Raw genomic sequence first — 26474 nt, forward strand, 5'->3', positions numbered from 1 at the left:
TTGATTCACGTCATTGAAATAGTTTTCCACGTTCCGCCACCGACGCAAGACGCGAAACATCGCTATCCGGTCAGTTTCGACAGACGCCCGTTTTGATCGCCAAATCCACGACGCCTTCGTTCCTATGAGGCAAAATCGAGTGGGAATCGGCGCGGCCGCGTGCTGGGCTCTATCGGCGTGACTGTTATGCAATGTTGTTTATTTCCAACGGACGTCGAGTTCAAAAGGAACTCCAAATGAACGTTGTCTCCAGAAATACCGTAGCGTTTGTGTCGCAGGTTGCGTTGATTTGACGGATGCCTGATTATGCTAAAGTTCCTCGTTGAGGGAGTCCTATTTTCTGAGTTTGGGAAGAAAGCAATGAAAATTCTGTGGTTGGCGCTATTGGGGTGCGTCCTTTCAATTCGCTGCCTGGCACAACCCTGCGATTTTCAATTCGAATACGTCGGCCGCGCTGTGCAAACCGCAGGCATGCATGTTTGGGGCTCTTCGCCCGTCATCGGGCCGGACGGGAAAGTGCACCTCTACGTAGCCCGATGGTCGATGACAACGCGGAACGATTTCAACGGGTGGTATCGGGAATGCGAGATTGCTCACTACGTCGGCGAGCAACCGGAGGGGCCGTTTGAGTTCGTTCGCGTGGCCGTACCCGATCAAGATGGCAATTTTAATTCGCCGCACAATCCGTCGATCAAGAAAATCGATGGGAAATACGTGCTCTGTTTCATCGTCAACGAAAACGACGATTTGAAAACACAGCGGATTGTCATGTATGTCGCCGACGATCTTTCCGATAACTGGACGCCAGCCGCGGGTGCCGAGTCCGACGGAACGATGGTGCGAAAATCTAACAAACGCACGGATTGGAATTACACAGCCCGATTGGGCGTCTCCAATCCCTCGTTGATCAAGCACAACGGAAAATATTTGTTGTACGTTAAATCCGTCGTCTTCCCATGGGCCAACTCAAAGAAACGCAAATACATGTACGGTGTCACGGTCTCAGACACTCTCGAAGGTCCGTACGTGAATCACGCAAAATACGTTACCCCAGCAACGATGCCGCTCGAAGACGCCTACGCGTTCAGTTCGGGTGACTCGGTTTATATGCTCAGTCGAGACTTTGGTGCGTCCAAAGGCTCCAGTGGCGGCGGGCTGTTGTGGAAATCAAAGGATGGATTTCATTTCGACAAGAAAGACGTCGCGCGTGCCTACGAAGATCTCGCACATTACGTCGGTGAAGACTCCTTGCAAGATGGCACTGCCTATCGGGGGAAGCTCGACGGCCATCTCGAACGTGCTCAGGTGCTGGCGATCGACGGCCAACCGGCGTATCTGTACTTGGCAACCGGAGTCAACACGACTCCCGGACACGGCAGTTGCTCGCACGTCTTCCGGATGAAGAAGCGGGACGACTGATCGAACGGGAAGTTGTTCGAAGGTGATGGGAGTCGCTTCCGAAAAACCAGCCGGTACGTCGGAGTGAGTGATCCGATTCGATTTCGATTCATTCAACAATCGCCGACAATTTTCGCTTCGACGCTCACCGAACGAAACGGTAAAGCAGTAGGCCGGAGCGGCGTCGCTATGCTCCTTGATCCGACCTACTTCTGCGAAGGGCCGTTGGCAACTTGGCGGCCTACCGGCATTCGGCCGATGCTTACAAAGTGAGATCCGCTGGAATGAAGGGTGTCAATTCCACTGGACCTTACCTTCACTCTTTTCGACGTCGATCCACACCGATGCGTGCTCGAATTCGCGGGTATAGCGATAGCCCTCTTTCACGGCGGGACCCTTGGGAGGACCGAGTCGCTTGCTGTATTCGGGCAGAGACTTTAACCAGAGACCGCTCTGGCAGATTTCGCTTTTGCCTCGCGTGTCGACGCAGTAGCCGTCGTTCAAAAACAAGTAGCTGTATTTCTCCGCACATATTAAAAAGAGGGCGAGCTTGAAGTTGAGTTCGTCCTGTTGGATCTTTGAAACGTCGTCGATTCGGGCGTGTACTTCATCGACACCGTCCGACACGCTGCTTTCGCCCATGGCCATCGTCATCGCGATGATCTTTCCCTGCCGTGCAGCCTGCTGCGTTGCGTTGATTCCTCTGACGAGATAGTCAGCCCTACTCAGGTTCGTCCCCGCGGGCGTGGTAAAGCACTCCAGATACGAACCGTCGAAATAGTTCGTGAACTCAAGTCCCCCGTCTTCAAACCGGGCTCGGATGATATTCGCGAGCATCAATTTTTCGGGGCCCAGTGCTGTGCGTGTTTCCGTCATCATCTCGTGGAAACCGTCGACGGTCTGTTGTTTCTTATTCGGCGGCAATTGCCGCTCCAAGAATGAAGACAACACTTTGATGTTGCCGTCGAGAAACAAACCGTCGACGTAAGGGCTTTTGCAAACGTCCGTCGCGGCCGTTACCCACCAATCGCGAAGCTCGGCGTTGGAGGTGTCGTAAGCCCGACTTTTGCCCCGGATCAATTTGTCGTTTCCGCGTTTGTCTACCAAATACCAATTGGGAATGTCGGCAAGTTGCTTGTCGAAGCTGTACGTTCCGTAGTGGACGATGACGTTGCGATAGAACAACACTTTCGCCACCGGGTTGATTTGCTTGATCGCTTTGGCCGCTTCGATCGTTCCCTCGTCGGTGGAACCGTACGCTCGAGATCCTGTGGTCTTCTCCAAAGTGATCAGCGGGAAATCGGCGAGGTAGTTCAACTCCTGGTCGGTAAACGCATCCACTTTCCGAATGTGCATGTAAAGAGGAATCGTGTCCCAACTAAAAGCGGGCATTCGCGATGAGGTGTCACTCTGATTGACGTCATTGAGGGCGTCCACGGCCAATTTCTGTGATGCTTCGGAGAGCATTCTGATCGGAAACGTGAATTGTCGCCCATCCGACCTTTTGACGGTGAGTTCGTCGGCGTTCAGTTCGAGCACATCGACTTGAATGGTTCGGCCGAGTTTGTCCACCAAGTCGACCGCGGCAACAGACTGCACCAGGCTGAACACGAGAACCCATGCCGTGAAAATTGCTTTGAAGGTCATCACACTATCCTCTACTTGGCTAGCTCGGTGACGAGTTCCTGGCAACGGTTACGATATCTCGCAAGCACTGCTTCGTACTCTGGATTGGACGCGAGGTTGGTCTGCTCCTTGGGATCGTCCTTGATATGGAAAAGCTCCTCGAACACGGGCTGTTCTCCGTTGATCGATGCGTCGGGGAGGTATTCCAGCCGATCGTTTTCTTTCGAAAAGTATCGGATGTACTTCCACTCGCTGCTTCGAACAGCTTCCATTCGAGGGTAGCCCTGGTCGGTAAAAAGATTCTCGCAAAAGACCTCCTTCCGCCATGAGATCGCATTGCCTTGCATCAGTGGAACCATGCTCTTGCCCTGGTAGGTGTCCGGCACGCTTAGACCGCACATTTGCAAGATGGTCGCCGGCAAATCTTGACCGACCACCAATTCATCCACCGTTGTGCCACGCTGCCGTTCGGTGAGAAACGGAGAATAGAAGATCATCGGAATGCGGACGCACTCGTCGTACAGAAACGTTTTTCCGCCGAGCCCGTGCTCACCGAGCAATAAACCGTGATCGGAGGCAAAGACGATGATGGTGTTGTCTGCAATCCCCATGTCGTCCAATTGTTTTCGTAGTTTGCCGAGCATCATGTCGATTGCGGTGACGGCGCGTGCCATCTTGGTCTTCTTACTTAACAACGCGGATGGATTGGTCGTGCGATAATAGCCCATCAACTCGTCCTGGCGAAAAACCGTCTGCGGCAGCGGCACGTTGATGTTCGGATAACCTTCAGGGAAAACGAAATCGTCTTTCCGGTCGCTGTACAACGTGCGGTACATCTCAGGGTCGGTGTCCTTTGCTCCCATGCCACCGATGCTGGAGGCGTGAGGTAAATTGACGTTCAGTGAGAGTGCGAACGGTTTGGTCTGATCCCGGCGGTGCAGGAAATCTGTCACGGACTGGTGAGCGGTATCGAAAAAGTAGTCTTTGTCTTTCCCTGGTCGCATGAATGCTTCGGTCGCCTCGAAAATGCCTTCGATCTGAGAACTCTGCTTGAGGTTTTGGAACTCTTTGTGATTCATCAAATCAAAACCAAGGTGGCCTCCCTTCATGTAGCAGAAGTCGATGTTCTCTTTCATGTAGCGATTGCGTTCCTTCGCCGGACCAATCGTCGCGTGATGCTTTCCGATGTAACCGGTGAAATAGCCTGCGGACTTCAACTGCATGATCCAACTGCGGTCGAACACGTCGTGCGGAATATGGTTCTTGGAAACGTGATAGAACCCCTGCCGGTTTTTACGCTCCCATTGGCCGGTGAAGAAGTTGCTACGACTCGGCCCACAGATTGGGCTGGTGATGAAGGCGTTGCGGAAGAAAACACCTTCCGCCGCCAACTGATCAATATTCGGCGTCTTCGTCACCGGATGCCCGGTCATGCTAAGCGAATCGAATCGTTGGTCATCGGTTTTAATGAAGATGACGTTGGGCTGGATCGATTGGCTGGGGGTGGTCGACGCGACCAACGTGTCAGCTTCTTCAATCGGTGCTTTTCCTGAAAGCCCGGACGATCGATTCGGCCGTTCGGCCGCGAAGCACTGGGCCGAGATCACAACGAACAAGAGCAGCCATCGACTATAAAACGAATTCATGTTTCTTTGGTCTCCGTCGGCATTTGATCGTTCACCCGTAGTGCAGGCTGCCAGCCTGCAAGCTAACTAAAAAATGCGTCATTTGTGTCGGACGCTGCAGGCTGGCAGCCTGCACTACGTCGGTGTTGAAATTTACGAAGTCGGCAGCGCTAGTTGGCGGGTTGTTTGCGTTTTTGTTCTTTCGCTTCATTGCTGCTGATGTCTTGCGATTTCGAAACGTTCGTTTTTTCCAAGCCATCATTCGGCTGATCAGAGAAACGATAGGGATCAAAGTGTTTGCGCATCTCGTCGAGTAAGAGCTGCTTCATTTCGTCGAGTTTGTCAGCATACGTCGGATCATTCGCGAGATTGGTCTGATTCGGGTTAGGCGTATGCCCGGCTAACGCGATCACCTCCGGATCGTGGTGCTCGGCCAACAGTTCATCTGGGTTCTCGGCCAAGTTGAATAGTTGCGTTTCACTCACGCCGTCTTCGGTGGATTCGTATCGAATGAGTTTCCAATCGCCATTCTTAACGCAGCGCATGCCAGGTTTGGCACCACCGCAATACGCGCCATAGAGCACGTCGCGAACCGCGTTTTGCTTTCCTTCGAGAACCGGTTTGAAGCTAATGCCTTCGCTGGTTTTCGGTGCTTCGATCCCGGCGAGGTCGCACAGGGTCGCGAGCGCGTCGAGATGATAGATGTTCCCGGCAACACGAGATCCAGGTTTGATGCCCGGCCCTTTCACGATGTAGGGGACACGGAAGGTGTGTTCGTAGAGGTTCTGTTTGCCTTGCAGGCCGTGCCTGCCGATCGCCATTCCGTGGTCCGACGTGTAGATGATGTAGGTGTTCTTCAGTTCGCCCATCTGTTTGAGCTTTTCCAAAACGGCACCGATCTGGATGTCAATATTCTCGCTACACGCAAACTCGCGACCCAGCTCATTGCGAATCGTGCGTTCATCGCGATTGGCCCACACCCCGCTAACGTTCACCTCGTCGCGTACGTTCATGTCAGAATTGTTGAAGGGATGCTTCGGAAGATAGTTAATTGGCAGCTTCGGCTGTTTCGGATTGGCAGGCGGCAGGGTCTTTCGGTCCCGATGATTCACCGCGCCATATTTGCCTAACAACTCCGGCTTGCCATCCCGCGTGTCGTGGGGATGCGAAAAGCCGAAATAGATCAAGAAGGGATCTTGGTCGTCGGCTTCTTCGCGTTGATCGAGATAGGTGAGGACCTGCTTCGCGTGCCATGCGCTACCTGACTCGTCCGTGCCGCCTCGTTTGGTGGAATCATGAACCACCGTGAACTTTGCGTTCGCGGCCGCGTAACTATTCCCCTTCTTGCAGGTTCGCATCGTGTCATAACCTGCCGCGTTGAAGACCGCTGCTAAGGTATGGTCCGCAAGATCTCGTGGCACATGATTCGGATCCGACTCCAGCGGATTGCGGCCTTGTTTTGGTTTATCCGGCACATGCCAAACCGTACGGCCGGACATGATCATATGTCGCGATGGGGTGCACACGCCGCCACACCACGCACCCATCTGATGGGCTCCATCAAACACCAAACCCTCGGCGGCCAGACGGTCGATCACTGGCGTATTGAGCGTCGATTCTGGATTGTAAATTTTGAGGTCAAAGGGTGCTTGGTCATCAGCGACGATGAACAAAAAATTTGGTTTGTTGGATGCCGCGGCGTTTCTCGATTTGACAACCTCGACGGCGAGTTCCTGGAACGCCGTGTTTTCTCCACCCTGAGTTTCGGTAACCGGGGACACGGCCCAGACGATCCAGCGAAATTGACCGAGCGACTGACCCGGCGATGCTCGCAAAGATGCTGCCGTGAACGCCTTCTTCGTTTTACCTTTCGTATCAATCGTGCCCAGCGGCGTGAAATCGGAGAGATCCCAACCCGGATCAGTCGCCACGTCACTGCCGTACAGAACGAGTTTCTGAGCACCGCGGATTCCTTTCCAATTGTGGGACCAACTGGTGATGGCCGAAACGGACTGCACCGAGCCCAGATCCATTTTGTACGCTCCGCCACGAACGCCATTTCCGAACACCGGCCCGATTCCTGTGGCAACGTTTCCGTCTGTCAGTGATTTCAGCGGATCATTGCGAGTTGCCTGATTCGCGGTGACCTTCGCGACGGATGCCCGGGTGGGCGGCAGCTCTTGAAAGCCATCTGCACTCGATGCGGTTTCAATTACCACGGTTGATCCCGGCAGCACGAAAGGTTTCATCGCGGGATGCGCAGGGCCCATCGGAACGACACGGCTCGTCGTATCATGCCCTTCCAAGTTGACTTTCTGTGTGCCTTTCAAAGCCTTGGAGGCGTCCTTCTGAATCGCGTTGCGAACGTGCTGTTCGCGATCCGTAACGATTTCAAACGTCCATGCATGTTTGCTCTGGCCGAGCATTTTCGGTGGCGTGATTTGCACGCCTTGCGGAGTCATTTCCCACGCTGGCTTCGAGTCGGAACCGAGCAGCCGAACCGACGTTACCTGACTCGCGTTCCATCCCGCCGTGCCGGTGATCGTAAAGGGCTCGAGTGGCTGCGTCATCTTGATCACATACAGATTCTTGCCCTTGGTCGTAAAGACAAGGTGCTCGTCCGTCTGGTCGCTCAGTTTCCAATATCGAGATCCGTAAATCGCATCGCCGTTGATCCGCAGCCAATCGCCCATCGCGTGCAATCGTTCCAACTGCTCGGGAACAATCGTGCCGTCAGCCTTGGGGCCAATGTTGATCAGGAAATTTCCATTACGGCTGATGACTTCCACCATCTCGTGGATTACTCCCTCGACGGTCTTGTAGCTGTCGCCTTCGAGGTAGCCGAATGATGTTCCGAACGTCGTGCAGCTTTGCCATTTCGGTCCGATGACCTTGAGCTTCAGGTTGTCCTTTTCCAAACATCCGACACCATCGGGCCAATTGCGGTTTGCACCTTTGTTGTTGACATAGACATCCTGTCCACGCGAGGCACCGTCATTCATGAAATCCGTAATCATGCCACGCAGCGAATCGTCCAGGTACTGGATCTCTGGCTGCATCTGGCCTTCCCGCACACGATTGCCATCGCGGGTGTAGATCGGAAAGTCGTCCATCCAAAGAAAATCAGGTTGGTACTTTGTTTGAATCTCTTTCCAGCGAGCGACGTAGTCATCAACAAACGCTTTGTCATAGCTGAAGGGACCGTATAGCGAGGCGGCTTCGGGAACTCGATTGATCTCTTCGACGATATCCGGTCGCGGCTCACTGTGAACGACGTACTTTTCTTTCGCGAAGAAGCCGGTGTGGCGTTCACGGTGAAACGACGGCGCGTACTTGAGTCCTTGCTTCCGAACTGCCTCGCCTAGGTCGCCAACCAAATCCCGCTTCGGCCCCATGTCGACCGCGTTCCAGGGCGTCAGTTCAGAATCCCAGTTGGCCCAGCCGTCGTGATGCTCGGCCGTCAACACGATATATTTTGCACCGATGTCCGCGAACAGTTTCGCCCACGCGTCAGGATCCCAATTCTCGGCCTTGAATTCGGGGATGATGTCTTTGTAGCCGAACTCAGGTGGATGCGCTCCCCAACGCTGGTCCATGTACGGATAATAGTGCTGTGCATCGTCGTAGAGCAATTTCGGCACATGTTCTGAGTAACCGCGGCCGCCCTTTTTGTATCCGATCGTACTGTACGGTCCCCAGTGAATGAAAATCCCGATCTTGCCGTCATCAAACCAAGCCGGCACTGGCATTTTCTGCAACGATTCCCAACTGCCATCGTAGGGCGGAGTCGCGGGGGCTTGGCCAGTGGCAGTGTTGCCGGCATGCATCAAGGACGCGACGATTGTCAGCACAACCATCAGTCGTGCAGTCTTGATCGCTATGAAACGTGACATTAGATCGGAGGTCATTGTTTTCTTTTTCGCGTTGGGATGGCAGTGGTGTAGAAGCAGTAGTGGGCTGCGGTCGTTTTTGGAATGTTCTGTTGCCCCGAAAGATGAGAGCAACAGTTGTCATGCGACTACCGAGCGATCTGAATGTCGCTGAACGTTTGGTAGTCGTTTTCGTCGATCAACAGAAAGCAATAGGCGTCGATATCGTCTGGGATTTGGGCGCTGACCAAATGGCCCGAGGCGGCGATCGTAGCGGGGGTTTTCATGCCGAGACGCACATCAAATGATCCCTCACCGCGTCTTGCTTTCTTACCGTCGCCCCCCGGCGGTTGGCGATAAATCACGTAGGCGGTTTTGATGGCTGGGCTGTCGTTTCTCAGTCTCACGCTCGCCCGACGGCTTTCCTCTTTGAACGCCAGCTTTTGGATGTCGGCGGATGGCTTTGTTTTGCCCTTGAACGCTGGGTTGAGGTATGGGCCCTCGACCTGGTTTTCAACGAGATGCTGTTCGAGGTTTTCTGAAAGTCGCTTGAGGACGGGAGCGTATTCGGGCTCTGCTGCGAGATCGTTCATCTCTTCGAGGTCGTATCGTTCGCCATCCTGATAGAGTCGATACAAACTGTAGTCACGAGTTTCGTAGTTTTTATAGAGCTTGAAATCCCCCTCACGGATCGCGGCTTTCATCGCGTCGATGCCGTGCGGAAAGTGCCAAAAAAGGTTCTCTCGTTGCGTGCCGTTCGAATCAACAATCTGCTGGGCACCGTCCAGCAGGACGGGAGTGATGTCCAAACCACTCAACTCTTTTTTCGCGGCCGAATCGATCTGAGAGCGAGTGAGGTTCAGGATTGTCGGGAAAAAATCAAGTTGGTTTACCAAACCAACAAACTGTGTTTCCTGCGGAATTCCTGGCCCCGTGATCACCATTGGGACCCGGATCCCGCCTTCTTCGTCATGAGCTTTCCCGTACTTCAATGGATAGTTGTCGGAGATGATTTCATTGGCATGCTTTTCGGCACCACCGTTGTCCGAAGTGAACATCACGTAGGTCGTTTGGATAAGCTTCTTGCCAGGGCTCCGCGGATCATCCGTCTCGTTGAGATAATCGACGATTCGCCCGAGGCTCCAATCCACCGTGGTCACCATGGACGCAAAGTACGGATTCTGCTGACCTTTCAAGGTCACATCTCCCGGTTCGGGAGGAAAGGGTTGTCCCAGTTTGTCGCAGTAATGCTCGAGCAACTCACCGTTGCGCGTCATGACGGGCCAGTGCACCATCCAGTGAGCGAGGTAAAGGAAGAAGGGCTTGTCATCGCTCTGTTGCATGAACCGCACCGCGGACTCGGTGACGTCATCATAGGGGTACGAAATACCGTCCGGTTTCTTATCGCTGACGGGCGGGAATTTTGCTTCGCTTAGCGGATATTTGGGATCATCGATTGTTGCAAACCCCTTGGTTCGATCCTCTAACTTACGATGCACCCCGCGTTCCTCGTGGCTGAACTCGAACCCAAAAAGAGACGAGCTCAATCCCAAATGCCATTTTCCCACGTGGCCGGTCGCATACCCATTGTCCTTCAGCGCCGTTGCCAACGTGAGCGCATCCATCGGGAGGTGCGCGCCGAGATAGGGTTCAACGAACTCCTCCGTCGGTCTGCCTTTCGGGATATTGGCAAACGTGACATGAGTGTACCTGAGCTTCCCGGGATGCTGGCCCGTCATGATGCCGGCTCGCGAGGGAGCACACGTCGGCGCGGCGGAATACGCTTGGGTAAAATTCATACCCTGCTTCGCCAGCTTGACGACATTCGGCGTTTCATAAGGACACGGATCGTCCAAGTCGTTGAGCTGGACGTCCTGCCATCCGAGATCGTCGACATAGAAGATCAGGATGTTGGGTCGTTCGTCTGCTTCAGCAGACGACAGAGAAAACGCTGCCGCCGAAGCGAATATCAGCAAGGCAAACAATGCGGTCGTACGTCGTTTCATGTCTAATTCACAAAGGTTAAGTATTGATTCGATTTTTGACGTCCACTTCGAGCGTCAATGGTGTCGTGGACGAGTAAGCAAGTCTCAGGATCTTGGATCAATCAAAAGGGCTCGTAGCCTCGCCCGCTCGTTTCGCACCGAGTGGCGAAAAAGGGGGCAGACGATTAAGGCAGGCGTTTAAGGCAGAACGGCATCAATCGCAGCTGCAACGGCCTTGCCCTGCAGTTCCTGGCCAGCACGGTTGAAATGAACGTTTTTGGGGTGTTGGAGTTTATCGAGCTGTCCTTCACACAGTGCATAAAGGTCGTTCACTTCGATGCCGTTGGCACTCATGATTTTGACCGCGATGTCGTTGTACACCTTGGCGTTCGCCGGAAGCCGAGCCGGCTTCACGCCATCCGGATAGGGTGTTGTCGTGGCAAAGATCAGTTTCGCTCCCGTGGCTTTGAGCTTGCCGACCAGTGCGGTGAGATTCTCTTTGTAGGTTTCCGGGGAGGCCTGCTGCGGATCGTCAAACGAGTTTGAATTTCGACCGGTCTCTGCACGTACATGCTTCAAGTCATGCAGTCCCCAGTTGAAGTGAATCACATCCCATTTCTGCCCGGCCAGCCAGTCATCGATCTTCTGAAGACCTAATGTCGTTCCCTGGCAATTTTCTGCTTTTTCTCCATTTCCAATGTGCGGGCGGAAAACGTTGGCCCGGTTCTTGAGATGATCGCGTACTTTCAACGTATAGGCGATGGAGATGGAATCGCCGAGTATCAAAACATTGGGCAGCTCGGGGTTCGGCTCGATTGCCCAAACACCTGTTGTTTTTTGCTCAACGTCAGAGCCCTCTTCGGCCTGATAGGCCGCCGCGTTCCGCCCAACGTTCGATTTCTCCGTCCCGCGTTTTTCTTTCAAGTTGGGATCGTCCAACTCTTCACTCAATGCGGTGAGCGCGGCACGCAGCTCGTTGAGTTTCGGAGCCAGTTCCGGATTACCGGCCAGGTCGTTCATCTCCTGCGGGTCGTCCGTAAGATGATAAAGACGATCGACCCCGATGGTCGGATACTGAACCAGTTTCCAGCCGTCCTTGGTGATCATGCGCTGACGATTCATGTACGCCCCGTAGATCTCCGAATAGCTCTCTGCTTTTTCTCCACGCAGCAACGGAAGAATGCTTTGGAAATCCACACCGTCGGTCTCCGCTCCTGCCAGTTCGAGCGAGGTGGGCATCACGTCTTGCAAATAGATAGGCGAGCTGATGGTGGAACCAGCTTTGACGTCCGGCCCGATGACGAGAAACGGAACCCGCACGCTGTGATCGTACATGTTTTGTTTGCCACTGAATCCGTGGTGCCCCACGGCCAGTCCGTGATCGGCCGTGAAGACAATGTAGGTGTTGTCGGCCTGGCCGGTATTCTCCAAGGTTTGGAAGATTTTGCCGATCTGATCATCCATGTGCGTGATGAGCGCGAAATACTCTTGCCGGTTCACCTTCACCGAGTATTCGGTGCGTGGATAAGGCATCAGCTTTTCATCACGTAGCCTCTTGCCACAGGCTGCTTCGGCATACGGATATTCCGGCAGCATGTTTTTTGGTACCTCGATACGGTAGAGCGGATAGCGATCGATGTATTCCTTGGGAGCTTGTCGCGGGTCGTGGGGCGCGTTGAAGGCCAGGTACATGAAGAATGGCTTGTCGTCTTCGGCTGCCTGCTCAAGAAACCCAATGCTGTCGTCGGCGAGCACTTCGCTCCAGTGTTTCCCACCGCTCCAGTACCCACCGTGTTTGGTATCCCACGGCTTCCATCCGTTTTCGTAGTCCGCCTCGTCCTTCGGGCGGTTGTATCCGGCCGGTGTTTGCAGCGGCATGCCTGCTCGCACATGCTCAGCCTCATCAAATATGGCCGGCGCGCTAGTGGGAACGTGCCACTTGCCCGATAAGTAGGTGCGATAACCGGCCCCACTCATCCGCTGTGACCACATCTGGTTGTCGGAGACCAACTGATTGAGATCTGCCTGCTGCGCCGCCCACACAAATCGGCCGGTATTGAGCATGCGGCGGCTGGCAACGCAAACCGCTCCGCCCCACGCGCCCATGTTGTAAGCATGTGTAAACGTCGCGCCACGGAGGGCGAGTTTGTCCAGGTTGGGCGTGTCGATATCGAGCATGCCGTGTGCGCCGATCGTTTCGTAGCTCATGTCATCGGCAAAGATGAAAAGTACGTTCGGCTTTGCCGTATTGACGTTCGGTTCGTCTGCCGCGGCGAACGACATGGATGCCACTGCTAAAACTAGCGTGCAAAGTGTTATCAGCTTCATGTTGGATTCTTTCATGTTAATAGTCCCCGCCCTGATCACTGCGGACGCAGGAATCACGCCATGCAGCTAACTGCTTTGACATTTCTGCCACTTGTTCAGGGTGGGCGGATGCAAGATTATTTTCCTCGGAGGGATCGCTCAGAAGGTTGTAAAGCTCCCACGTTTTTCCGGCGTTCTTGCTGTAGAGCTTGTACTGTTGGGTCGTCCATGCAAGCTGTCCTTGTGACTCAAACCCGATGGACTGAGCTCGCTCCGTCTGCGTTCCGGCCAGTACCGGAAGCAACGAAATTCCGTCGAGTGGACGCTGGCCCGTGTATTCGACTTTCAGTTCGTCAAGAATCGTTGGCAGATAATCGCTGGTCACCGCGGGGAACTCGGTTTGGGTTCCCGCCTTCACGCGGGCGGGCCATTCCAAAATGCCCGACACGCGAACGCCGCCTTCATACAGCGAACGTTTTCCGCCGCGGAAGTGCCCTACACTCCCCGGCGCCCTGCCTGGAGCCAACGCCCCGTTATCGGAGCCGAACCACAGCATCGTGTTCTCGGCAACCCCCGCTTGCTGCAGCGTCTCACGCAATCGCCCCACCTGCTCATCCATGGCGGTGACGCATCCGTAGTAATTTCGCTTGTAGGTATCGTACCGCGAATACATTGCGGCATATTCCGGTCCAGCCACCACTGGCAGATGCGGAGCATGAAACCAAATCACCGTAAAGAATGGCTTGCCGTCTTTCGTCGCTTTCTCAATGAACGGCACCGCCCGATCCATGATCACGCGTGAGTCATCGCCATCGAGATTATCGCGGACAACTTCACCCTTCTCGTTCCAGTAGTGCGTTCCGTACGCAACCGCCGTCGATTTGTCCTCAATAAAATCCCAGCCGTTGTGGTTGTCCTTCAGCGGCTTCAGCATTGGATCCCACGTCGGCACCTTTGATTCGGTGGAAAAGCAAACCTCAAAGCCGTTCTTCCACGGCGGGGAGAATTCCTTGGTGTTGTCCGGCTTGCCCCGGTTGGCATCTTTCATCTCAGTCGTCAACGTGCCGAGGTGCCATTTACCGAAATGCCCGGTGGCATAGCCATGCTTCTGGAGCAGTTCGGCCAACGTCAGCTCTTCGCTTTTTAGATGTCCTTTGTTGGCAAAGTAGATGCCGTAGCGAAACGGATGACGTCCCGTCAGGCACGAACCGCGTGTCGGACTGCAAACGGGCGATGAAGAATAGAAGCGATTGAACTGCAATCCCGCCGCCGCCATGGCATCGAGCTGCGGCGTTTTAATCGGCGACTTAGGGTTGAAGCAATGAACATCACCCCAGCCGAGATCGTCCGCCATCATCAAAACAATGTTGGGCCGCGCCGGCTCAGCTTGCACCGTCCCGGTCAACAGCGAGACAGCGATCAGAAGTAAGCAACCAATTCTAATTTGATGTCTCATTAGACCACTGTAGGAATGCACCGGAGGCAGATCAGAATGCAGTGCCGGGGGGAGGTTTTTCGTTTTCAATTCCAGAATCATTTCGATATCGTCGATCGTGTCGCGGTACGGCTTGGAACTCTTGAGTCGAAACGGTGTGGGGCGTTCTGATTCGTTGTCATCAACGCACCAGCGAAGCGGTGTTCAATGATCATGTCATCATCCTTTCACGCACCGATCTACTCATCATCGCCAGCTAATCTTGGCCTGCTTGGTTTCGGTATTCACCCAAACGCTCGCGTGCTCAAACTCGCGGGTAAACGTCCATCCGTTCGGCGTGGTGCGGCAGTAAGGCCCCTTGGGTGCACCCAGCGGTTTTTGGAGCTCGGGAAAGTCGTATAGGGAACCGGATGAAAGCGTCCAGCCCCATCCGTATTGGAAATAGGAATAGGGCTGTGCTCCGATTAGGTAGCAGGCGAGATAGTATTCAAGCCGCTCTTTGGCAAATGAATACGAGGAGCGATCCGAGGATCGGGACTTGCGTCTGTTCCGAGATTCCGGGTCGTATTCAACGCCAATGCGAAAGATCGACATCTTCCCGGCACGGGCGAATCGCAGCATGTCATCCCAATCCTGAAGCAGTGATTCTTTGGTCAACAGCTTGTCCCCATAATGCTCAAACATGCTCGCATCAATTACGGGGACAACATGTTTTGCCAGCGATTGATTCGCGTTGTTGCCCAAGAGAATTTTCCCGGGCCCCATTTTTTCTTTCAGCAGGGCCATCATTTCGCCCATGGCCTTTTCAACCTCATCACTCCTGTCTTTACGGAGCCAAGAAAAACCATGCATTTGATCGATGAAGGCCCCGTCGCATCCAGACTCCGCGACACCTTTCGCAACCGTGGTGGCCCACCACTCGCGAAAGTCAGCGTTCAGAACGTCAAAAAAGAAGGTGTTGTTACGATGCGCGAGTTCGCCCGTTTTAGAATCCACGATCAAGAACTTCTTCAATTCAGGATTCGTGTCGATTTTGCTCGGCCTAAACGCTTTGTTGTACGAAGTAAACGGCCAGGCATAGGCTGAGTTGAAATAGAACAAAACCTTCATATCGGGTTTGATCTGTTTAAACGCCTTCGCCTCGTGCTTGGCCCCTAACTCGGCAGCGCCGAGTTCTTCATAGCCATGCGATTTTTCGATACAGATGAAGTCTGTTCGTGCCGCAATGAACTCCACTTCCGCGGGCGTCAATGTTCGCTGTATGTCGCCGAACATCGAATACATCGGCACCGTGTCCCAGCGGAAATTGGGATAGTAGTCTTGAGGCACAAAGACACTTCCATCGCTAATGCGGAATGGATTGCGTTTTAGCCGCCCCATTATTGATACATCCAACGCTTCGATGCCCAAGGCCAATGCCGGGCTGCCGGGAAGGAAACTGAAATCGCCATTCTCAGAATCCGCAAACATCGGATCCGCGAAAAGACTGGCCCTTTCCTTGCCTACCGCACGCATTTTTGACAAATGCTCATCCACCCAATGCGCGTCCTTCGGATGAAAATAGAGATTCGAGTCCATCTCTGTTTCCTCGACACGGGGATCACCGTCTTCCGTTCTCGCAAGCGGTGTTTCGCCATACGCTTTTCCTCCGTCCGGATGAGACACGAGAATATTGTGCCGCACCTTTGATCCATTGACTCGGACCCATTCAAAGCTGATGTAGCCCTTCTTTGGCGGGGTGAGAGGATTCACGATGAAATTGTTCGTGATGTCGTTCACGCCTTTCGAAGCAATCCCGGCGGCAAATCCAAAATTGTTATCGAGGACGTTTCCATGAATGAGCGTTTCATGCTGGTCATCATCACAGCGAATGGCCGCCGGCAGTGAATGATCCAAGTTATCGTGGATGTAATTGTACCGAACGATATTGCCCGTTCCGGCACCGGACACATAGACCGCATTTCCATCGGAAAGCAATTGCACGCAATGCGAGATTTCGTTGTATTCCAACAGGTTGTGCCGAGCATGATTGTACTTTTCCCGGACCTTCCAATTTTCATAGGTCTCTCGAACACCCGCTTTGACGGCTTCGGGAATTTCATTTTGTCGAATCGTTTTTCCGCCTTCTCCGTTTAAAGAGCGATCCGGTTCAACCCGGTTTGTAATCAGGACCGCGGTATAGCCGCTATGATGCAGCTCATTGTGGGCAATCTGATTGCGACCGCTTTGCCACGCCCAAATACCCGGAGAATGCCACGTGATCTCGCTGAAGTGGTGAATGTGATTATCGAGAATGGTGTTGTGGTGATGCACATCCTTGGTCCCCGGGCCATAACCCGCCAGCAAAATGCCTGCTTCGCCCAAATGTGCAAACTCACAATCGGCGATGCGGTTACGTTGAGCGTGAAGGTCTAGTCGAACTCCCGTGCCGCCCGAATCAACAAAGCGGCAATCGTTTACCACACAGGCTTCGGCTCCCCGGAAACGTAGCAACGCTGTTGGTCGATCAAATAGATCCCAGTCATGCTGCATTCCCCAACCCAAACGGGTTTCATCGTTCGTCCACGCGTAGCGGTCGCCGTGGGTAAACGTCAGTCCTTCGAATGCAATGCCTCGCACCGGCGTGTCGGCGGGCCCGTCATAATCGATCTCGCCTTCCACGCGAATGAGCTCGCTCGTGCTCGGTGCCAAGATCCCTTGCGGCGATCCATTAGAAGCCGGATCGGAAGGCCACAAATAGACTTTGCGAGTCTTGGTATTGACGACCCATTCACCGGGTTCATCCAGCCCCTCCAACGTATTTTCAACCCAGACGTTTTTGCCGGAAGGATTATGCACCCAGCCGGGAATCGGGCCCATGGCGTACGTCGAAGAAACGCTGGTTTTCGCTACGCCCGATTTTTCATCCACCGACGCCAGCGGAAGCATGTTGATTACCCAGGCACGCGATGGCCGGATATTGATCTCCACGTCCGTTAGGTTATCCCAGTTCTTCAACGCATCGTTCGGAAAGTGCAACGTTCGAAGATCGCCCTTTCCTGTGACCAAGAAACCACTGTCACGGGCGCGTTTGAGGCGTCCGTTGCCGTCATAGAGCGTGTAGAACCGCTCCATCCCTTCGGGCATATCGGCCACCCAGACCTTGCCCCTGGATTTTCCAGGCAGTGCATCCGGTGCGGACTCGAGTCGCTTCCAACCGGTCACCGGCAGTCCCGAGCTGACGACGGGATGCTCGCCCGGAAAGGCCGCAATCGTCAAATAGGCGGGGCTCGAGATCTCACCGGATCCATATGATTCAAATGGTTCGACATCGGACGTTGGCGCACGCCCGTCTTCCAATCCGAGCACCAACGTTTGGGTGACTTGATGACGTCCCCCGCGAAGATAAATCGTCGAAGGCTCCTGGTTTCCGGATTCCCGCAATGCTCTCAAAGCCTCAACGGCTGCTGACAGCGATTCCATGGGTTTTGAAATTGTGCCAGGATTCGTATCGTTCCCCGCCGGACTCACATAGAGAACCGCCGCCTGCACGGAAACGATCGCGGAAAGAAAACTCGTCGTTAGAATCAGTAGCCGTGTCTTCATTGGTTCACCACGCTTTTTGCAGACTCTTTTACAGGAATTAGCTCGACGCCTTTCAACCGAAAGTTGTTAAACCATGAGATCGTATCCTTGGGATATGCGGTTATTTGAATGACGCCCGTCTGGTCGATTTTCAATTGCCCGAGCGACTTCTTTGTGAGTTTGCCCACATTCCCCTTTGGATGCACAACGATCCCGTCTGTCGGCGACTTCAATTCGTAGCTGAGCGTATCATCGCCGTTGTCTTCACTGATGACTTCAAAAACGCCAGGCGTTTTCACGTTTACCGTCCAGACCAAGCCCTGGTTGGTTTTCCCGCCCCAGTTTCGGGTCGTTTGTTCGTCGTAGTCATAGCTGATTCGGCGGACGGCGTACTCGCAGTGAGCAACAGGCAAGTGAATGGATCCATCATCGCCCTGTTGGATGGTTTCATCCACGACCTGCGCAATTTGATCGTCGAGTTCCAGCACGATGACAGTCACGTGCGGCTGTTTGAGTTCATCCGGCAAGGTAACGTTCAAGTGCGAACCTTCCTGCGCAAACGACAGTGCACTGTGTGATGGATCAGCGAGGGCGTAGGCCTTCTTCACCGTCGATAACAGGCCCTCGAGTTCGACTTGATTACTCTCGAGGTCCTTCAGTTGAAGATATACCTTGCCCGGCTTACTCGTGATGGCATACGGTGGGAATTTCAGTGGACTTGGATCGGCGCCGTAGATCGCTTCACCGTTGACTTTTAGCCAATCGCCGATGGCCGTGATGCTGTTGATTTGTGATTCCGGAAGCGTGCCATCCGGTCGCGGTGCGACATTCAGTAGATAAACACCGCCGTGACTGACGATACGGCACAGGCTGTAAATAAAATCGGCGTATTCCTCTGAGCGATCGTTTTCGGCTCCATACGAAGTGTATCCCCATCCGTTTTGGGTTACCGATTCATGCGTTTGCCACGGCACTTTCAGATCCGGGAGCCACGTGGCTTTGCTGACGCTCGGGCATTTACCATTGTCCATGGAAACATCAAAGTGCCCGTATCCTTTGCCGAGCCGTGAGTTCACCAATGCGCCCGGTTGATTCTCTTTGACAACGTCCATCATTTGCTGGCATTTTGCATCGTCCATCTGCACCGGCGTATCAAACCAGACCATGAAGATATTGCCATAATTGCGAGTCAGTTCGTTCACCTGCATCACCGCCTTCTCTTCAAAATAGGCATCGAACTTATCTTGCGGTTTCAGGTTTCCTGCAAAGTCCCAGTGATTTCCGAACCCGCCCTCTTCATGCCAGTCCTGACTCTGTGAATAATAGAAACCAAGATTCATCTGTCGTTTGGCACACTCCTCGGACAACTCCTTCAGCACATCTCGCCCGAAGCCGGCAAAGTCAACCAAGTTGTAGGGGTGCTTCGATTCGTACATGGCAAAGCCGTCATGGTGCTTTGCGGTAATCACGATAAAACGCATGCCAGCGTTCTCTGCAATGGTTACATAATCAGCTGCATTGAATTTCGTCGGCTTGAATTTTCCAGACGCCTCCCGTTCATAATCCTTTACCGGGATGAAGGCTCGCTTCATTATCCATTCAGCAGAAACCTCTTTGCCGTCCCAGACACCTTCGAGTTGGGCATAGGGGCCCCAATGAACAAACATGCCAAATTTGTCTTCGTACAACTTCTTCATGTTCTCCCGAATCTCGGGCGTGTAGATCGAAACGCCGGCCGATCCAAACTCCTCGCTGTCCGAGATCTTCACGACTGAATCAACGGTGCTCTGTGCATCTAAACCCGACGCACATAAGAAAAGCGATGTGATTGCAAAAATCGCTGAGTGTGTACGCGTCATTGTCGAATAGCTCCGCGGTTTCTCATTTCGGGGATGCCGTGTTCTTTAGGTTGTTTGTGATCGCGAATCTCCCCCGACTGATCATTCGGGCCGACTCTTCGCGAGTTTTCATTCTTCATGCACTTGATGGTCTATTCGCGAAAAACGATTTTCACCATATCCGGCAGTTCGGTTCGCAGTGCCTCCGGCAGAACAATCCGAAGAGATCCGTCCCGATATTCAAAATCAATCGACTCTCCCGTTCGCAGCGACGTGACCGATGCGGGGCGTTGGACGTCTCGGATGAAGACAACGCCTTGATCGTTGGGCAGTGAATAAAAGATGTTTCCGCGTTTCGTTGTGAAATTCTGCGTCTTGTCCAGCGTGGGGAGTGGCGCATCGAGGTCGACATCCACAACCGCCTCGCGGGAATGCTTCATCCAGCCTGCCATTTCATCGCAAACCTCGTAGTACCAGTCCATCATTTCGCCGTTACCGCGCGGCGGGATATTCACCAGCAGGTTGCCGCCCAACGACCGACAGCGGACTAATTCCGTCAGCAGCTTATTGGTGTCCCAATGGTTGGTCTCGCACTGCACCCCATAGTGCCAGTTCGGGGTAAAGCTGTTTTCCGATTTAATGCAAAGCTCCCACCACCATCCCGCTTCGTTGGTCACCTTCACGTTTTCGCTTTCTCCATGATGCATGCCTTCCGGCGTAGCGATCAGGCCCCGAGCCACAAAAATATTCGGCTGCAGTTTGGCGAGCTCTTGCGGCGTCATGATGCTGTTGCCGTCCCACCACATCATGTCGATCGGGCCATAATTGGTCATCAGTTCCCTTACCTGACCTTCCGACTGTTCCTTTTCAGCCGGACCGCTGCTGGCCATCAGAGGCGTCAGCTTGGCAGACGTGTCGACCTTTTCATGTTGGTAGTTCATCCGGAAGTTCTTGCTCGGCGGATGCATGAACTCTCGGTTCTTGTAATCGAAATGCCAATTGGGACCGGAATAGTACAACCCGACGCGCAGTCCGTGTTTGCGTGATGCGCCGACGTAGTCTTTGATCAGGTCGCGGCCGTTCATATGGTCGCCGGTATCCCAGGTTCCATGCTCACTCGGCCAAAGGCAGTAGCCGTCGTGGTGGCGCGAAGTCAGCACCGCATAGCCGAAGCCCGCTTCGGCCGCCGCGGCCATCCACTTGTCAGGATCATATTTCTCGGGATTCCAGGTCTCCGCCACGGCAAACATTTCCTCGGGAAGCATCATCTTGCGTTTTGCGTTGGCCTTTGCCTGCGACCAAACCATCGCCCACGCGTCCCCGTTATTGGGCGCGACACTGGGAGGCCCCCAGTGCAGGAACAGTCCCAGTCCCGACTTGCGAAACCAATCCCATTCAGGATGCGAGGCCGCATCGATCTCTTTCCCGATCAGCTTACGGTGCAAATTCGTTCTGGCCCACGCCTGCACCTCTTTAGGCGTCTTGCCGGCCCAGGGACGCTCACTGGTCGATTGATGCCGCGTCTGTTCCAACGCAAACGGATCTTCCGCCAGTGACTTCTCCTGCGCATGGGCAGTGCACGCAACCGCCAGCAAGCCGATCAACGCCAAAGTGATCTGTTTCATTAACTTTCGAGAGTCCTCTTTGATCTCTTCGAAGGCGACCGATAGCGAAATCATTGCTGGTGAGGGAGCGGGAATCGGCAAAGAAAGACCGATTGTTTTCAGTGGATTCATTTTCGTGTTATCGGCCACATTCTAAGAACTGAAGCTGGTTGGATTTGACGACCTTACGGTGACACACTCAACGCATCTGCTGAGTACGGGTGATTCTTCATGTAGTCCAGTTGGCTCTCTATCACTGGGTAGCTCACCAAGAAATTGTTTTCATCGATAATGTTGAAAATGTAATGCGTGGTTCCCGTTGGAAGGGACGCGACGACCGTTCCTTCGAGAACCTTCGCCGGCGCGGAAAACCATTCCTCATTTCGATCGCCACCTAACGTGGTATACATCAACTGGGCCCGAACAACCCGTGCTCCGTTTTCTTTGAACTCTGCTTGGACCACGTCGCCGACTCGTGTGTTTGATGTGACCGTCGGAACGTTCTCTTTGTTGGGTAAGTCGCCCATGAAAGACGGGTTGAAATAGGCGTAGCTGGCATCCATTTCTGCCAGCATTTCGGTCAACTGGGCGTTGAGTTGTTGAGCCTTTTCCGGCATGGAGGATGCCAGGTTTTGAGATTCTTCAATATCGGCGCGCTGTGAAGTTCCATCACGAGTCTCGTAAAGCTGGTAGAGTTCCAACTCGCTATCGATTTTTGGATTGTTGATGGTGTCATAGTTTCTCACCAATTTGAAATCGCCGACCCTGAGTGTGCTGTACATTGCGACTCCGTGGGGAAAGTGCCACATCATCGCTTCGCGGACGCGTCCATCCTGGTGCTTGACGAGCGTGGGGTCTTGAGGAGACCGAGTGAGCAACGGCAACAAATCACAACCGTCGAAGTGATGGTTTTCTGGGGCCTCTGTTCCTGTCATCGACAAAATCGTCGGAAAGAAGTCCAAGCCGCTGGCCATCACATTGGTTTGCTTGTTGGCAGGAATCTTCGGCCCCGTGATGATCAACGGCACCCGAGTTCCCCCCTCTTCCAAACGGATCTTACCTCCATCGAGCGGATAGTTATCCGTGATCACATCTCCTTTCAGTTGCTCCATGGCTCCATTGTCCGAGGAGAAGATGATATAGGTGTTCTCGCGAAGTTTGTGACCAGGCCAACGCGGGTCATCGGTCGCATCGAGGTAGTTCAGCAAGTCGCCGACGTATTTGTCAAACTCCTCCACCATCGCGCAGTAATAAGGGTTCTGCTGCCTAGGCAATGCGATCGGCCCCGGTCCTTTTGGGAAAGGCTGGCCAAGTTTCTCGCAGTACTTTCGCAGCAACGCTTTACTGCGGGTCTGGATCGGGGCGTGCACCAAACGCGCCGCACAAAAGAGAAAGAAAGGCTGCTCTCGATGTTCTTCCATGAAGACCACCGAATCATCGAAGATGCCGTTTTTGGGATATCCATTCGCGTCGATTTGCCAAGGATCATCGGCAGCGTCGGATGAAAATCCTTTCACGCGGTTGGGGATCATGTCTCGCGCCACCCCCGTGCTTTCACGCGACCAACCGAAGCCTACGTCTTTGGGAAGCGGTTTCGATTTCGGCGTGATGTTCACATGCCATTTTCCGCTGTGACCAGTCGCGTATCCGTTTTCCCGCAGGACTTCGGCGATCGTTTTTTCATCCATCGACAGGCGTGCGGTTTGCCAAGGCGGCATGACTCGCGAGCCCGTCAGATGACGAGGAGCAGGAGGCGTACCACCACGGACATTGGTTTTCTGAGCGCGGGCTGGATGCGTTCCGCTCAAGATGGCGCAACGTGACGGGGCACAAACCGGAGCCGGAGAATATCCTTGCCAGAACATGACGCCTTCCTTCGCGAGGCCATCAAGATGGGGCGTCTCGTAAGGGGAAGGTTCGTCGATGTCATAACACTTCAAGTCTTGCCAGCCGAGATCATCCGCCAGTACGAGCAAAACATTTGGCTGCTCAGGTCTGCCATTGCCGGCACAGGCAACACTCGCAGTAATCGCAACAACCGCGAACCAAACGCCACGAATGATCGTTGTGTCGTTATCTCGTTTCATGGTGGCGTTTTGTCCAATCGGTTAACGGTTGCTTTTCCGAAGACCTTCGCTGCAGCGTTCTGATCGAGCGCCGGCAGGCTGCGTCAAAGTGCCTCGGTTGCTCCGCCTCACCGGTGGCGCGAAGTTCCGAGAATTCGCCATTATCGGCTCACCGCGGCACGTCCGACGTTTTGCAAAGACGACCTATTGGCAGCGATGACTGCCTTAGACGCTGTCTACAGGCTCCAGGGTAAACGAAGCGTGGTTCAATGGAACGGACGCTTGCGTCAGGTCACTGATGATTTGCGACATGCCGCGGACTTTTTTGGGCAAACACCGTGCAGGTATTTGCGGAGAGTCTCCGACCTGGGAGCGTTCGGCCACATTCGGTGCGGGCTGTCGTCGCGACTCACGATGAGCAGGATGATTTCGTGAGCGGAGAACAGATCTGGCGAGAAACGAGGCTGCTATTTTGCGAGCAGTGGTTCGCTGCTGTGCAAGAAATGATTGGTGTCCACGAGTAGGAATCGGTAGGCAGAGATTCCTTCGGGGATCACAGCACTGATCGAGTGTCCATCCGAATCGATCGTCGCTGGTAACCTCATCCCGATCAGTTCAGCGACGTGGTTGGTTTGGACGGGCGGGCTCGCTTGTCCCCTTCTCTGCATTTTTCGCTCGAGCCGTTTCTTTTGTTTCTGCTCTTCCTTCGAAAGTGGTGCTTCGGCGGACGCACCCGCGTAGATCACGAACGCTTGCTCCACGGCCGGTCCGGATTCTTGCACGGCAAGCGTCGCCCGCCGGTTGGAAGCACTAAACGAGGAGCGTGTGATTTGAGCCGACGGTTTTGTCTTCCCCTGAAACGCCGGGTTCAGATAAGGGGGCTCGGCATCGTTGGCCGACAACTCCGCGTCGAGCGTCGCAGCCATTCGCTGAACGACTGATGCGAACTCGGGATTCTTGGCGAGATCGTTCTGCTCTTCCAAATCCAATCGCTGACCATCCCGATACAGACGGTACAGCTCATAGTCGGCCGTGTCGTAGCGTTGGTACATTTTGAAGTCGCCTTCGCGAATCGCGGACTTCATGGAAAGCGGCCCGTTGTGGGGGAAATGCCAGAAGAGATGTGTTCGTTCTTTGCCGGCGTGATCGCGGATCGCTTGACTCTTTCCAATCAAAACCGATGAGATGTCCAGACCGCTCAACGCGTCAAAGTTTTCGGGCGAGATCGAAGACTGAGTCAGCGCCAGGATGGTCGGAAAGTAGTCGAGTTGATTGACGAGTCCTTGGAATCGGCTGTCGCTTGCGATACCGGGACCCGTCACCACCATGGGGACACGAATGCCGCCCTCTTCGGGATGCTTCTTGCCGTATTTCAGCGGTGCGTTGTCCGAGATGATTTCTTTGCCGCGAATCTCCGCGCCACCATTGTCCGATGTGAAAAAAATGTAGGTGGTGTCGATCAGTTTCTTGCCAGGGCTGCGGGGATCATCGGTCTGTTGGAGAAACTCGACGAGTCGACCAAGACTCCAGTCGACCGTTGTCGTCATCGCCGCGAAATAGGGATTCTGCTGACCCTCGCGAGTCATGTCCCCGGGCTCTGGAGGAAATGGAAAACCGAACTTGTCACAGTAGTGTTCGAGCAGTTCGCCGTTGCGCGTCAGGACGGGCCAGTGAACCATCCAGTGGCATAGGTTTAGGAAGAACGGTTCTTGCTTGCTGTCGTCTATAAATTCGATCGCGGACTGTGTCACTTCGTCGAAGGGATAGGAAATCCCATCGGGGTTCTTGTTGCTCCGTGGTGGGTATTTTTGTTTGCTGAGGGGATACGTCCGGTCATCAGCCGTGGCGAAGTCTTTCGTGCGGTCGTTCATTCCACGGTGAATGCCTCGAGTTTGGTTTACAAAGTCGAACCCATAGCTCGCCGCCGTCAGTCCCACGTGCCACTTGCCAACGTGACCGGTGCGATAGCCGTTTTGCTTCATCGCATCGGCTAACGTCATCAGATCGAGATCCAAATGCGATTGCAAATAGGGAGCGATCAGTCGTTCTGTCGCACGCGCGGTTGGGACTTTGCCAAGATCAACGTGCGTGAGTTTGATCTTCGCGGGATGCTGGCCCGTGATAATGCCGGCTCGCGAAGGAGAACAGGTCGGCGCAGGTGAATACGCTTGGGTGAACATCATTCCCGATTTTGCCAGCTTGATGAGGTTCGGCGTTTCATAGGGACAGGGGGCGTCAACGTCCTCGATCTGGACGTCCTGCCAACCAAGATCGTCGACATAGAAGATGATCACGTTTGGCGGCGGGGCTGAACTCGCCGGGCGGATCGAAAAGAGTAACAGCAGAGGGCACAGCAGGATCGCGATGGGCACGTACTTCATAACGGTTTCGACACATTACAAACGAGTTTCGGGCACTGCGCCTGAGGTAGGCACGGCGTCTGAGGTAGAGGTGGTTCAGGGGGAGGGGGGCGTGAGGCGGAGGTGGCTCAGGCGGTCGTCTCACCATAATAGGCGGGCGGCTTCTCTCTCGCATTGTACATCGATTGCCGGGGAGGTTGTCGCATTGGAACTGCCCACTGGAGCGTATGAAACGCTCCATACTTGGATTTGTGCTTCATGGCGAAGCCTGCTTCGCCGTCAATTGACAATCCAGCAGGGAGAAAGGAAACCGCCCCAAGTTAGCAAAGACTTGCTCTGGGCATCGCGGACCACGTTCATTGCCAGCGGGAGATGTCAGCACCAAGAGCACGATGCGACAGTAGAAAAAACGCCACTGGAAGGCAGCGATTTACTCGCCAGGGTTGTCAATCGAGTTCAAGACATCATCGTGTGTCTGTGGCAGGACAATGACCTCGAAATTCATTGGCCGTACTTGGCAACCAATGCACCGTCGATCTTTTGGAACGCCTCATCGATCGGCATTCCCTCACCCGCTTCCATTTGGCGGACACCGTTCTGAATTGCCTGCAAATCTTCGCTTTGCCGAAGTGCTTCCATCGCCATACGATGAGTCTCCCCATCAACAACGAAATAGACGTGTTGACCCGTTGGGTCTGGTGCATTCCAGCACTACTTTTTGGTGCACTCCAGCACTACTTTCTGGGAAGTCCGGTGCTCACGATCTAAGGTCGGATCCGGGGAGCACTGCATCATTT

13 protein-coding genes are annotated in these 26474 nt (G+C 54.0%); 1 reads left to right on the top strand and 12 read right to left on the bottom strand.

What is annotated here, in order from left to right; genetic code table 11:
* The first annotated feature begins 360 nt into the window (after positions 1 to 360).
* A complete protein-coding gene (locus tag FHS27_RS19020; RefSeq protein WP_246420159.1) occupies positions 361 to 1419 on the top strand; it encodes a glycoside hydrolase family protein in 1059 nt (352 codons plus the stop codon).
* 273 nt (positions 1420 to 1692) lie between these two features.
* On the opposite strand, the gene FHS27_RS19025 is transcribed toward FHS27_RS19020, so the two are convergent.
* The 12 genes from FHS27_RS19025 to FHS27_RS19090 form a co-directional block, all read right to left on the bottom strand.
* Entirely contained in the window at positions 1693 to 3045 is a 1353-nt protein-coding gene (locus tag FHS27_RS19025) for a putative glycoside hydrolase (RefSeq protein ID WP_246420161.1), read from the bottom strand.
* A gap of 11 nt (positions 3046 to 3056) precedes the next feature.
* Positions 3057 to 4670, bottom strand: a complete 1614-nt coding sequence (locus FHS27_RS19030) for a sulfatase-like hydrolase/transferase (protein WP_184306458.1) — start codon at positions 4668 to 4670, stop codon at positions 3057 to 3059.
* Between the two features lie 149 nt (positions 4671 to 4819).
* A complete protein-coding gene (locus FHS27_RS31785) occupies positions 4820 to 8542 on the bottom strand; it encodes an alpha-L-fucosidase (protein WP_246420164.1) in 3723 nt (1240 codons plus the stop codon).
* A 125-nt stretch (positions 8543 to 8667) separates the two neighbouring features.
* On the bottom strand, positions 8668 to 10524 hold the full coding sequence (locus FHS27_RS19045; protein ID WP_184306459.1) for a sulfatase: 1857 nt from the start codon (positions 10522 to 10524) through the stop codon (positions 8668 to 8670).
* Between the two features lie 177 nt (positions 10525 to 10701).
* Positions 10702 to 12846 (bottom strand): sulfatase-like hydrolase/transferase, encoded by a 2145-nt coding sequence (locus FHS27_RS19055; RefSeq protein WP_246420167.1) that lies wholly within the window; start codon positions 12844 to 12846, stop codon positions 10702 to 10704.
* A gap of 1 nt (position 12847) precedes the next feature.
* The gene (locus tag FHS27_RS19060; protein ID WP_246420170.1) at positions 12848 to 14266 is read right to left on the bottom strand and encodes a sulfatase family protein; all 1419 of its coding nucleotides are present in this window, start codon (positions 14264 to 14266) and stop codon (positions 12848 to 12850) included.
* Between the two features lie 225 nt (positions 14267 to 14491).
* Entirely contained in the window at positions 14492 to 17830 is a 3339-nt protein-coding gene (locus tag FHS27_RS19065) for a putative glycoside hydrolase (protein WP_221225214.1), read from the bottom strand.
* Complete coding sequence (locus FHS27_RS19070) at positions 17827 to 19578, bottom strand: alpha-L-fucosidase (protein WP_184306460.1); 1752 nt, start codon at positions 19576 to 19578, stop codon at positions 17827 to 17829. The genes FHS27_RS19065 and FHS27_RS19070 overlap by 4 nt, the downstream gene beginning before the upstream one ends.
* A gap of 221 nt (positions 19579 to 19799) precedes the next feature.
* On the bottom strand, positions 19800 to 21383 hold the full coding sequence (locus FHS27_RS19075; protein ID WP_221225215.1) for an alpha-L-fucosidase: 1584 nt from the start codon (positions 21381 to 21383) through the stop codon (positions 19800 to 19802).
* 53 nt (positions 21384 to 21436) lie between these two features.
* Entirely contained in the window at positions 21437 to 23338 is a 1902-nt protein-coding gene (locus tag FHS27_RS19080) for a sulfatase (RefSeq protein WP_184306462.1), read from the bottom strand.
* Between the two features lie 446 nt (positions 23339 to 23784).
* Entirely contained in the window at positions 23785 to 25698 is a 1914-nt protein-coding gene (locus FHS27_RS19085) for a sulfatase (RefSeq protein ID WP_184306463.1), read from the bottom strand.
* Between the two features lie 480 nt (positions 25699 to 26178).
* Complete coding sequence (locus FHS27_RS19090) at positions 26179 to 26322, bottom strand: hypothetical protein (protein WP_184306464.1); 144 nt, start codon at positions 26320 to 26322, stop codon at positions 26179 to 26181.
* Positions 26323 to 26474 lie beyond the last annotated feature (152 nt).

The organism is Aporhodopirellula rubra (assembly GCF_014192335.1).
Lineage (GTDB): Bacteria > Planctomycetota > Planctomycetia > Pirellulales > Pirellulaceae > Rhodopirellula > Rhodopirellula rubra.

What these genes read in the sequence shown, in the direction of transcription:
- FHS27_RS19090 (WP_184306464.1), bottom strand. Translation starts at nt 26,322, where the DNA reads ATGGCGATGGAAGCACTTCGGCAAAGCGAAGATTTGCAGGCAATTCAG.
- FHS27_RS19045 (WP_184306459.1), bottom strand. Translation starts at nt 10,524, where the DNA reads ATGAAACGACGTACGACCGCATTGTTTGCCTTGCTGATATTCGCTTCG.
- FHS27_RS19065 (WP_221225214.1), bottom strand. Translation starts at nt 17,830, where the DNA reads ATGAAGACACGGCTACTGATTCTAACGACGAGTTTTCTTTCCGCGATC.
- FHS27_RS19075 (WP_221225215.1), bottom strand. Translation starts at nt 21,383, where the DNA reads ATGAATCCACTGAAAACAATCGGTCTTTCTTTGCCGATTCCCGCTCCC.
- FHS27_RS19055 (WP_246420167.1), bottom strand. Translation starts at nt 12,846, where the DNA reads ATGAAAGAATCCAACATGAAGCTGATAACACTTTGCACGCTAGTTTTA.
- FHS27_RS19085 (WP_184306463.1), bottom strand. Translation starts at nt 25,698, where the DNA reads ATGAAGTACGTGCCCATCGCGATCCTGCTGTGCCCTCTGCTGTTACTC.
- FHS27_RS19080 (WP_184306462.1), bottom strand. Translation starts at nt 23,338, where the DNA reads ATGAAACGAGATAACGACACAACGATCATTCGTGGCGTTTGGTTCGCG.
- FHS27_RS19030 (WP_184306458.1), bottom strand. Translation starts at nt 4,670, where the DNA reads ATGAATTCGTTTTATAGTCGATGGCTGCTCTTGTTCGTTGTGATCTCG.
- FHS27_RS19025 (WP_246420161.1), bottom strand. Translation starts at nt 3,045, where the DNA reads ATGACCTTCAAAGCAATTTTCACGGCATGGGTTCTCGTGTTCAGCCTG.
- FHS27_RS19020 (WP_246420159.1), top strand. Translation starts at nt 361, where the DNA reads ATGAAAATTCTGTGGTTGGCGCTATTGGGGTGCGTCCTTTCAATTCGC.
- FHS27_RS31785 (WP_246420164.1), bottom strand. Translation starts at nt 8,542, where the DNA reads ATGTCACGTTTCATAGCGATCAAGACTGCACGACTGATGGTTGTGCTG.
- FHS27_RS19060 (WP_246420170.1), bottom strand. Translation starts at nt 14,266, where the DNA reads ATGAGACATCAAATTAGAATTGGTTGCTTACTTCTGATCGCTGTCTCG.